This window comes from Streptococcus mitis, from assembly GCF_047462815.1.
Taxonomy (GTDB): domain Bacteria; phylum Bacillota; class Bacilli; order Lactobacillales; family Streptococcaceae; genus Streptococcus; species Streptococcus mitis_DO.
This window is the reverse complement of record NZ_JASHFB010000002.1, coordinates 177,368-187,701: the sequence shown is the minus strand read 5'-3', so window position 1 is coordinate 187,701 and position 10,334 is coordinate 177,368. Positions and strand designations below refer to the sequence as shown.

Below are 10,334 nucleotides of genomic sequence, written 5' to 3'. Positions count from 1 at the left end.
ATTGGTACTTATGGCCAATAACCTCCTAAAATACAATAAGAGAACGACTCAAAATTAAAAAGCTAGAGTTCCACAATTGGAAATCTCTAGCTTTTTTTGTGGTCGAGAACTATTTTGTCCCAGTCTCACTTTTTTACCCTATTAAGTTATTTAGAATTTTCTTCTTAGTTACTTTACAAGAGACCTACACAATACTCCTGATTTTCCTATCTTCCTTGGCGATTCTGAGGCAAGTGTGGTACAATAAAAACATGAGAATTCAACAATTACACTATATTATCAAAATCGTCGAAACTGGCTCCATGAATGAGGCAGCCAAACAGCTCTTTATCACTCAGCCAAGTCTTTCCAATGCTGTGAGAGACTTGGAAAATGAAATGGGTATTGAAATCTTTATCCGCAATCCCAAGGGGATTACCTTGACCCGTGATGGGATGGAGTTTCTCTCCTATGCCCGTCAGGTCGTTGAGCAAACTCAGCTTCTGGAGGAACGTTATAAAAATCCTGTCGCCCACCGCGAACTCTTTAGCGTGTCCTCCCAGCACTATGCCTTTGTGGTCAATGCCTTTGTATCGCTACTTAAGAAAAGCGATATGGAAAAATACGAGCTTTTTCTTCGTGAAACGCGGACTTGGGAAATTATCGACGACGTCAAGAACTTCCGTAGTGAGGTCGGTGTCCTATTTTTGAACAGCTACAACCGTGATGTTTTAACAAAAATGCTGGATGACAACCACCTGCTGGCTCACCACCTCTTCACAGCCCAGCCCCATATCTTTGTCAGCAAGACCAATCCTCTAGCAAAGAAAGACAAGGTGAAACTATCTGATTTGGAAAACTTCCCTTATCTGAGTTATGACCAAGGGACGCACAACTCCTTCTACTTTTCAGAGGAAATCCTTTCCCAAGAGCACCACAAGAAATCCATTGTGGTTAGTGACCGTGCCACCCTCTTTAATCTCTTGATTGGTTTGGATGGTTACACTATTGCGACGGGGATTTTGAACAGCAATCTCAACGGAGACAACATCGTTTCCATCCCACTGGACATTGATGACCCGATTGAGCTGGTCTATATCCAGCATGAGAAAACCAGCCTATCCAAGATGGGCGAACGCTTTATCGACTATCTACTAGAAGAAGTCCAGTTTGATAGTTGAGAAATGATAAGAACCAATATGTAGGCTAGCAACAACCTACGCATTGGTTCTTTTTTACTTATAATTAAAAGTTTCCCCTGCCAACTTATCAGCTAGCTTGGGAAAGAGGGTATAAAACTTATGAGCTAGGTTCAACAAAATCGGAAGATTGAGTTCTCGTTTGTTTTTTCCTATAATCTTGACAATCTTTTTAGCTACTGCATCTGGTTCTAGCAGGAAGCGATTAACTGATTTAAGATAGGTGCCATCTGGGTCAGCCTGGTCAAAAAATCCTGTACGGATTGGTCCTGGATTGATCGTCGTTACATAAACACCGTAGGACATGAGTTCGAGACGCAGAGCATTTGAAAACCCAATGGCCGCAAACTTGGTCGCTGAGTAAAGGCTGGACTTGCCAGTAGCGATCAAACCTGCCATGCTGACGATATTGATGATATGGCCTTTTCGGCTTTCTTTCATACGAGCAGCAAGGCAACGAGACAGATTCATCAGGGCAAAGGTATTGACCTCAAACATCTGATGAATATCTTGGGCAGAAATCTGGTCAAATTCTTCAAAAATCCCGTAACCAGCGTTATTAATCAAGACATCAATCTTACCATAACGGAAATAGAGGTCAGTTACCAGAGTTTCTAGGGCTGAATCATCGGTAATATCGATTTCAATCAATTCTGCATGGGGATGATTTCCGTAGAGTTGAGCTAATTTTTCCTTATCTCGACCAAGCAAGATAAGCTGGTCTTCTGGTAAAAGTTTGACCATTTCTTGAGCTAGACCACCGCTAGCTCCGGTAATGAGAATCGTACGCATACTTATCCTTTCTCAATCTTTTAGATTTCCACTTCTTCCAAGTCTTTGACTACATGCACATTGTCAAAAATTGTAGCCGCATCTTTCTTGAGTTTGCTGATATCTTTTGAGAGGAAGCGAGCACTGATATGATTGAGCAGGAGGCGTTTAGCACCTGCTTCTACTGCGACCTCCGCCGCCTGCATATTGGTTGAGTGACCATGATTACGGGCAATTTTCTCATCGCCTTTGCCATAAGTTGATTCATGGACCAAGACATCAGCATTGACAGCCAGACGTACGCTGGCATTGGTTTTTCGGGTGTCACCTAGAATAGTGATAATCTTACCTGGACGTGGCTCTGAGATATAGTCAGCAGCCTTGATTTCAGTGCCGTCTTCTAGAACAACATCCTGACCGTTTTTGATTTTTCCAAAAAGTGGGCCAAATGGGACACCAGCCGCCTTGAGTTTTTCAGCATCCAGCGTTCCTTCAAGGTCCTTTTGCATGATACGATAACCAACGCAGAAAATAGTGTGATCCAACTCCTCTGCATAAACGGTAAACTTATCCGTTTCAAGGATTTTCCCTAGAGAATCTTGGTCAAACTCATGGAAATGAATCTTATAGGGCAGACGAGAACCCGACACACGAAGGCTGGTTAAAACAAATGACTTGATCCCTTGAGGTCCGTAGATTTCTAAATCTGTCTGCTCTTCATTGGCCTGAAAGGCACGGCTAGAAAGAAATCCTGGCAGGCCAAATATGTGGTCTCCATGCAGGTGAGTGATAAAGATTTTGCTGACCTTGCGTGGTCGAATTGTGGTTTCCAGAATGCGATTTTGCGTACCTTCTCCACAGTCAAAGAGCCAGACTTCGTTAATCTCGTCCAAGAGTTTCAGGGCGAGACTTGAAACGTTGCGGGCTTTAGAGGGCTGACCAGCCCCTGTTCCTAAAAATTGAATATCCATTCGATACTTTCTAATTAATCAATATATAACATAGCTGTACGGTTTTCCGATCGGAAATAGCGCTTGCCAGAAAAAGCAGCAGCTTCTTGCAGTAAATCCTCCTGGCTGTAGCCTTTAAGACGTTTGCGACCATCAGCCAAGCTTTCCAAATCAGTCAAAGCTGTGAGACTTTCCACGCTAACAACTTCCTCGTCCCCGACAGCCTTCATGTAAATCTTACCAGACTCTTCAAAGACTAGCTGATGGGGGAAAATTTGTGCAATCTCAAAAAGCAAGTTATCTGAAATCTTCTCTTCATTCTCAGAGAAAATTCGACCAAGGCCCTCTCTCTCATAGCAAAAACCAAAGGATTTACCAGACAGATTAAGCCGAATAAAAGGCTTATTTTCTAGGGTGAAACTTGGCTCAACGTTGTAGAGATTTAGTTCCTGACTGAGTTCAGCAAAATAATCCGTCGCAGCCTCAGGACTCTTTTTCTGGTAGAGTTCTGCAAAATAGGCATTGACCACGCTAGGTGGAGGAGTGATCAGTGCCAACTGCTCTTGCTCTGTTTTACCAGCTAGAAGTTGATCCAGATAGACCTTATCCAGACTTGTATAACCTCCATACTTTAGAGCTAAAGTTTTAATATCAGTCATAAAATTCTTCTAACCTCCATTTGTTTTTCTCAGAAATGTAACCTCTAATCACTTCGCCATCCTCCTGATAATCACGTTCTTCCAGAATCGCGACACTTTCTAAATCATGAATCTTGTATGACTTTGAAAAAGGCACGCGCAGGGTAAAAGATTCAAAAATATCCTTGATTTTCTCTAAAAATAGTGCCTGCAAATTCTCGCGACTATCCTCAGACTTGGCAGAAATGAGGGCATAAGGCGTTTGGGTCGGCGTAAAATCTTCGACCAAATCCGCTTTATTATAGAGGGTCAGGCGAGGAATATCTTCCATGTCCAAGTCTTTCATAATAGACAGAACTGTTTTTTCATGCTCCTCGTGGTAAGGATTGCTGGCATCAATAACATGAACCAGAAGGTCCACATGCTTGCTTTCTTCCAAGGTTGACTTGAAACTAGACACCAACTCTGTCGGTAAATCTTGGATAAAGCCCACGGTATCTGTCAAAGTTACTTGGAGATTGCCCCCTAGATGAATACTCTTAGTCGTCGCATCCAGAGTCGCAAAGAGCTCGTCAGCCTCATACTGGGTCTTACTAGTCAAAGTGTTCATGATGGTTGATTTCCCAGCATTGGTGTAACCAATCAAACCAATCTTAAAGGTGCTTGACTCCAAACGTTTTTCTCTGACAGTCGCCCGATTTTTCTCAACCACCTTGAGCTGGCGCTCGATATCCGTGATTTGATTGCGAACGCTACGACGGTTCAATTCCAGCTGGCTTTCACCAGGTCCACGGGAACCAATTCCTCCTGCCTGACGGCTGAGCATAATTCCCTGACCAACCAAGCGAGGCAAGAGATATTTGAGCTGGGCTAGGTGGACTTGGAGTTTCCCTTCATGGCTTCGAGCCCGCATGGCAAAGATATCCAAAATCAACTGCATACGGTCAATGACCTTGACACCGAGAACTTCTTCTAGATTGACATTTTGCCGTGGAGTCAAGCGGTTGTTGACAATGACAGTGGTAATTTCTTCTGCATCCACCATGAGCGCAATTTCTTCTAACTTTCCAGAGCCAACAAAGGTCTTGGAATCATATCTTTCACGTTTTTGTCTGTAGCTATCTACAACGACTGCCCCTGCCGTTTTCGCTAAACTGGCCAATTCTTCCATGGAGAGGTCAAAATTGTCCATGCCCTGCAATTCCACACCAATGAGCAGGACCCGCTCCTCTTTTTTCTCCGTATCAATCATCTAAAAACTCCTCTATCTGGCTTAAAATGCGGTCTTGCACACCAGCTTCTCCAATCTGATAAAAGGTGACCTGCATGCGATTACGGAACCAGGTCAACTGACGCTTGGCAAAACGACGGGTAGCCTGCTTGAGATTCTTACTAGCTTCCTCCAAGGTCTGCTCTCCACGGAAATACGGAAAGAGTTCCTTGTAGCCAATTCCTTTAGCAGCCTGCACATCAGGGTAATGGTCAAACAACCACTTGGCCTCATCCAAAAGCCCAGCCTCAAACATCAGGTCCACTCGGTGATTGATACGTTCATATAATTGACTGCGCTCATCATCCAAGCAGATAATCAGCGGTTCATACAAGGTCTCTTGATTTTCCAAATCCTGACCAAAATGGGCGATTTCCAAGGCACGCATAGCACGACGACGATTGAACTGGGGAATTTCAAGGCCTGCTTGCGCCACAAGATGAGCTAATTCCTCATCTGAATATGGCTCCAAACTAGCTCGATAGTCCAAAATCTCCTCATGGGGAGTCTCCCCACCCAGGTGATAACCTTCTAGCAAGCTCTGGATATAAAGTCCAGTACCACCAGCAATAATAGCTAGCTTGCCACGACTGTGAATGTCCTCAATAGCCATCTTAGCTTCTGAAACAAAATCAAAAGCCGAGTAAGACTCGGTTACCTCTCTAACATCGATTAAATGATGAGGAACAGCTGCCTGCTCTTCTGGACTAGCCTTGGCCGTCCCAATATCAAGTCCTCGATAGACTTGCTGGCTATCTCCACTAACCACTTCGCCATTAAAACGCTTGGCCACTTCAATGGCAAGGGCTGTTTTTCCAACAGCAGTCGGTCCAACAATCACAATTATTTTTGTTTTCATCTTTTTTCCTTGAAAAATTCCCATTTTTTCGTTACTATTATTATAACACAAAAAGGTCAGTCAGAAAAATGTGACCTCTTGAGGAGGCTGGCTGATTGAGAATATAAAGGAGGAAGACTCATGGCTAAAGGATTCGCTAAAGGTCTTGTAACAGGTGTCGCAGGAACTGTCGCTGCACTTGCAGGCGCGGTATACGCATTTAAAAAGAAAGTAATCGAACCAGAAGAGCAAAAAGCAGCTTTCATCGAAGAAAACCGTAAAAAAGCAGCTCGTCGTCGCGTATCACGTTAAGAAACAAAAGAAGTTGGGATTTATTTCTCAACTTCTTTTTTCTATTCTTCTAAATAGCTAGGTCAAACTTCAACTGTGGCTTAACAGGGGCATAATCCACCAACTCAAAATCTTCTGCTTTGATATCAAAGAAACTAGTCCCATCAGGAACATTTAAAACCAAGCGTGGTTGGCAGTTTGACGGCTCCCGACGAAGCAATTCCTGAGCTTGTTCAAATTGATTGTCATAGATATGGAGATTGTTGATGAAGTAGAAGAACTTCCCAACCTTCCAGCCAAAATGTTTGGCAATCATCATTTGAAGAGCCACATACTGCATAGCGTTGATGTGGTGGGCCACCAACATATCATTCGAACGCTGAGTCAAGGTTGCATCCAGATAGATTTCTCCATCTACACGGCGGACATCAAACATGGTCTGAAAGGCGCATGGGAGTAGCCCATCTGTCTCCTCAAAAGCTTGATAATCCCAGAGAGAGATAATATTGCGGCGGTTCCAAGGGTTAGCTTCCAACTGTTTGAGAAGCTTATTGATGATGTCGTGTTTCTTAACGACCGCCCCGTAACGCTCACCAATAGTTCCCGTATCTCCCACTTCCCAGTCATTCCAGTAGTGAACATTGTACTTGTCATTAAGCACCTCTAAGCTATTTGACTGGTCTTGGTAGATCCAGAGAACTTCCTTGATAGCTGATTTGATGGCAATAGGACGCAAGGTTGTGATGGGGAATTCCCCCTTGGCCAAGTCATACTCTGCAAAGGCACCCGTTACGTACTTAGAGTTGGCAACTGTCCCATCCTTGTACTTGGGACGGGCCTGCTCAGAAAAGACACCGTCTTTGAGGATTCGTTCAATATTTTCTTTAAAAATAGTATCTGCTTTTGTCATTTACTCTCACCTCATTTGTTTCCTAACTAGTATAGCATAAAAAAAGAAAGGAGGAAAATCACTCGCTTATGGAAAGCAATTTTCTCCTTTTTTATTTTATTGCAATACAAGTGATGCTGCTCCGATAACTCCAGCGTCATTTCCTAGAGTTGCAAGAGCTAATTTAGTGGATGTGCGTACTTGTGGGAAAGTATTTTCATCGTACACTTTTTGAACGCCTTGTAGAAGGAATTCTCCTGCAGCTGACACACCACCACCGATGACGATTGTTGATGGGTTTAAGATTGAACCAATGTTAGCACAAGCGATTCCCAAGTAACGTGAGAAATTACGGTAAACGATCAAAGCAAGGTCGTCTCCTTCTTTTGCCAAATCAAAGACAGTCTTAGCAGTTACTTCTTCTCCGTTATCGATCAAGCGTTTCAAGGCTGCATCGCCTTCGTATTCATCGGCATAGCGACGAGTCAAGTTGACAATCCCTGTTGCTGAAGCAACTGTCTCAAGGCAACCTTTCTTACCGCAAGTACATGCGATTGGTTGGTCAAAGTCAACAGTGATGTGGCCAAGCTCACCTGCTGCACCAGCAACACCGTGAAGCAATTTTCCTTCTGCGACGATACCGCCACCAACACCAGTACCGAGTGTCATAAAGACAACATCTGGTTGGTTATCACCAGCCCCCATCCAGCGCTCACCAAGAGCTGCCACGTTGGCATCATTATCGATGAAAAATGGAATGCCCAAGGCTTTTTCAATCTTTTCTTTAATTGGTTGAAGGGTTTTCCAGTTGAGGTTGTAGGCCCCGATAACAGTTCCTTTTTCACGGTCAACCACACCTGGTGATCCCATTCCAATACCTTGGAAGTCCGCTGCTACCAATCCAAGCAAGTCCAAACGATGTTGAATAGACTCAATCATATCATCTACGATATGACTTCCCTCATCCAAAATATTAGTCTTGATAGACCATTTTTCTTGGATTTCTCCTGCTGTTGTCAAGATTGCAAATTTGATAGAAGTTCCACCAAGGTCAATCCCAATAATCTTTTGACTCATCATATTCTCCTTTTTCATTTTGTAGTAATTGAAAATGCTTACAGATATAGTATAACAAAATTCAGTTCCTTATGCAAAGGTTTGCATTAACTTTCTGGATTTTATTCTGGATTATGGTTTCCAGAGACCTGAAGCATCTACGTAGTAACGTCCGCCATCAACTCGCTCATTCTTAGCCATTTTACCATCCGATTTCAAATAGTAATTTCCTTGCCATGCATTGCGAGCATAAGAACCATCTGATTTCAAGTAATACCAGGCTTGGTAAGAAGAATCATAAACCCACTCACCTTGTGCCATTTTACCGTTTGATTTAAGGTAATAAGCTCCTTGCCATGCATTTTTTGCATAAGAACCATCTGATTTCAAATAATACCAAGCTTGATAGGAAGAATCATAAATCCATTCGCCCAAGCCTCTTTACAACTAGAAAAATGAATGTTTTCTTCTGCTAACACAGGTTGTGAAAACAAGGCTAAAACTGGCAAGGTTGCCAGACTCATTTTTAAAAATAGACGTTTGTTCATTTCTTTCTTCCATAATTATGATATCGATTTCACTATTATTTTATCAAACTTATTTCAGCAATTCAAGAGCTTCTGTGGGCTTATCCTTCAAATGATTCCGAACTTCTTTCCAAGACTCTGCTGACTGCCCTAATACCTGTAAAAATACCAGTTTTCACCTAGTTCTCCTAAAGGCTTAACTCATACAAACCTCTCACTGCATTACAGCCGTAAATAGCCTCAGCTCGGGCTAAGTCTTTTAAAGTCAAGACTTTCTCTTCTACCTGTCCTGTTTCCAGCAAATGATGACGATAAATTCCTGGCAAGATTCCAAGTCGGATAGGCGGTGTGTATAGTTTCTCATCGATTTTCAGAACCAAATTTCCGATAGAGGTTTCAAGCAGTTCTCCTGACTTATTGTAGTAAATGATCTCTTGTTCCCCTAGGCTCAAATGTGGTCTATGAGTCGTTTTAAAATAGGTAAATGCTTGCTGTAAATCCGCTTCCTGAAGGCAAAGTTTGACCTGACAGAAGTTCGGACTAAGAGGTGTTAAGATTTGACGACTGAGTTCAAACTCTCCAGACTTGCTGAGACTAATTCGCAAACGGTAGTCTTGATTAGCATCACAAACCTGACACTCTGCTTCAATCTTTTGTCTCAAAATTTCTGGGTCAAAAGGATAAGCAAAATATCGGCTAGCTTTTCTCAGTCTTTCTATATGTTGCTCTTCAAACAGCAGTTGTTTTTGGCTAATTTTTCCAGTTGTAATCAGTTGGAAGCGAGCTTGTTTACGATAGAGAACAGCTGCCTTTTGATGAACCTCGTGGTATTCAGATTCCCATGTGCTATCCCAAGTGATCCCTCCGCCAACTCCATAAATGGCTTGACCTTTGTGAAGTTGAATGGTCCGAATGGCAACATTGAAAATCCGTCGCCCATTTGGAAGCAAGAGACCAATCGTTCCACAGTAAACTCCGCGCGGTTGAGGTTCCAAATTTTTGATAATCTCCATAGTCGCAATTTTCGGAGCACCCGTTATGGAACCACAAGGAAAGAGAGAACGGAAGATTTCAATAAGGTCAACATTCTCTCGCAATTGACTCTTGATAGTCGAAGTCATCTGCCAAACAGTTGAATACTGTTCCACTTGACAAAGACGTTCCACGTGCTCACTCCCCACCTCAGAAATACGGTTCATATCATTGCGCAAGAGGTCCACAATCATCATATTTTCAGACCGATTTTTAGGATCCTGCTCCAACCAACTAGCTTGGTCAAGATCTTCTTGGTCAGTCATGCCACGCTGAGTCGTTCCCTTCATTGGTCGCGTTGTCAACTCGCGGTCATTTTGCTCAAAAAAGAGCTCTGGACTCATGGAAATCACTGCCATGTCATCATGTTCCACATAGGCATTGTAGCCCGCCTCCTGCTCTACTACCATACGATTGTAGATAGCAAAAGGATTGGCGGTTAAGTCCTGCTTGAGTTGGACAGTATAATTGACCTGATAGGTGTCCCCCTGACGCAAATGATGGTGAATCTGGGCAATCGCCTTTTCATATTCTGCTTCAGACGTCACTTCCTGCCAATTTGAAGGCAAATCAACCTCATCATAAGTCAGAGGAATAGGGGAGGTCTCCACCCTATCGTGAACAGTAAAATAAAGCAAATACTCGTCCAATAAAGGTGCCTTGTGAACTGCTAATTTCTCCTCAAAAGCAGGTGCAGCCTCGTAGCTGACATAGCCCACCACATAGTAGCCCTGCTTTTGGTAGCTTTCCACTTGTGCCAGCAAGTCCGCCACTTCCGCTAAATATCTCGTTTTTAACTCTTTGATAGGCTGGGTGAAGGTGTATCTCTCGCCCAAAGCCCTAAAATCAATCACTGTTTTTCTATGCATACCTTAAGTATAGCACAAAATAAGA

General features: G+C 43.1%; 10 protein-coding genes and 2 pseudogenes. 2 read left to right on the top strand and 10 right to left on the bottom strand.

Features of this window, described 5'->3' with window-relative positions; translation table 11 throughout:
- Positions 1–251 precede the first annotated feature (251 nt).
- Complete coding sequence (locus tag QM865_RS01900; RefSeq protein WP_001222592.1) at positions 252–1,160, top strand: LysR family transcriptional regulator; 909 nt, start codon at positions 252–254, stop codon at positions 1,158–1,160.
- 54 nt (positions 1,161–1,214) lie between these two features.
- Here the strand turns inward: QM865_RS01900 and QM865_RS01895 are convergent, their stop codons facing one another.
- The 5 genes from QM865_RS01895 to miaA are packed head-to-tail and all read right to left on the bottom strand — an operon-like array spanning position 1,215 to position 5,666.
- Positions 1,215–1,970, bottom strand: coding sequence for an SDR family NAD(P)-dependent oxidoreductase (locus QM865_RS01895; protein ID WP_414305887.1), 756 nt, complete (start codon positions 1,968–1,970; stop codon positions 1,215–1,217).
- Between the two features lie 20 nt (positions 1,971–1,990).
- A complete protein-coding gene (rnz, locus tag QM865_RS01890) occupies positions 1,991–2,920 on the bottom strand; it encodes a ribonuclease Z (protein WP_414305886.1) in 930 nt (309 codons plus the stop codon).
- 14 nt (positions 2,921–2,934) lie between these two features.
- A complete protein-coding gene (locus QM865_RS01885; protein ID WP_414305885.1) occupies positions 2,935–3,558 on the bottom strand; it encodes a cystathionine beta-lyase in 624 nt (207 codons plus the stop codon).
- Positions 3,551–4,789 carry a GTPase HflX gene (gene hflX, locus QM865_RS01880; protein WP_414305884.1) on the bottom strand — a complete coding sequence of 413 codons (1,239 nt, stop codon included), beginning with the start codon at positions 4,787–4,789 and terminating at the stop codon, positions 3,551–3,553. The genes QM865_RS01885 and hflX overlap by 8 nt, the downstream gene beginning before the upstream one ends.
- Positions 4,782–5,666: a tRNA (adenosine(37)-N6)-dimethylallyltransferase MiaA gene (gene miaA / locus QM865_RS01875; RefSeq protein WP_414305883.1), complete on the bottom strand. Its 885-nt coding sequence runs from the start codon at positions 5,664–5,666 to the stop codon at positions 4,782–4,784. Before miaA ends, hflX begins: the two co-directional genes overlap by 8 nt.
- Before the next feature lie 120 nt (positions 5,667–5,786).
- On the opposite strand from miaA, the gene QM865_RS01870 reads away from it, so the two are divergent.
- A complete protein-coding gene (locus tag QM865_RS01870; RefSeq protein ID WP_001051777.1) occupies positions 5,787–5,957 on the top strand; it encodes a DUF3042 family protein in 171 nt (56 codons plus the stop codon).
- Positions 5,958–6,006: 49 nt separating this feature from the next.
- Here the strand turns inward: QM865_RS01870 and QM865_RS01865 are convergent, their stop codons facing one another.
- The 5 genes and pseudogenes from QM865_RS01865 to pabB form a co-directional block, all read right to left on the bottom strand.
- Positions 6,007–6,846 (bottom strand): thymidylate synthase, encoded by an 840-nt coding sequence (locus QM865_RS01865; protein ID WP_023943194.1) that lies wholly within the window; start codon positions 6,844–6,846, stop codon positions 6,007–6,009.
- A 96-nt stretch (positions 6,847–6,942) separates the two neighbouring features.
- Positions 6,943–7,902 (bottom strand): ROK family glucokinase, encoded by a 960-nt coding sequence (locus QM865_RS01860; protein ID WP_000078564.1) that lies wholly within the window; start codon positions 7,900–7,902, stop codon positions 6,943–6,945.
- A gap of 117 nt (positions 7,903–8,019) precedes the next feature.
- Positions 8,020–8,429: pseudogene (locus QM865_RS01855) on the bottom strand (hypothetical protein); the annotation flags it as partial.
- A gap of 58 nt (positions 8,430–8,487) precedes the next feature.
- A pseudogene (locus QM865_RS01850) lies at positions 8,488–8,580 on the bottom strand (alpha/beta hydrolase); the annotation flags it as partial.
- Between the two features lie 16 nt (positions 8,581–8,596).
- A complete protein-coding gene (gene pabB / locus QM865_RS01845; RefSeq protein ID WP_414305882.1) occupies positions 8,597–10,309 on the bottom strand; it encodes an aminodeoxychorismate synthase component I in 1,713 nt (570 codons plus the stop codon).
- Between the last annotated feature and the right edge of the window lie 25 nt (positions 10,310–10,334).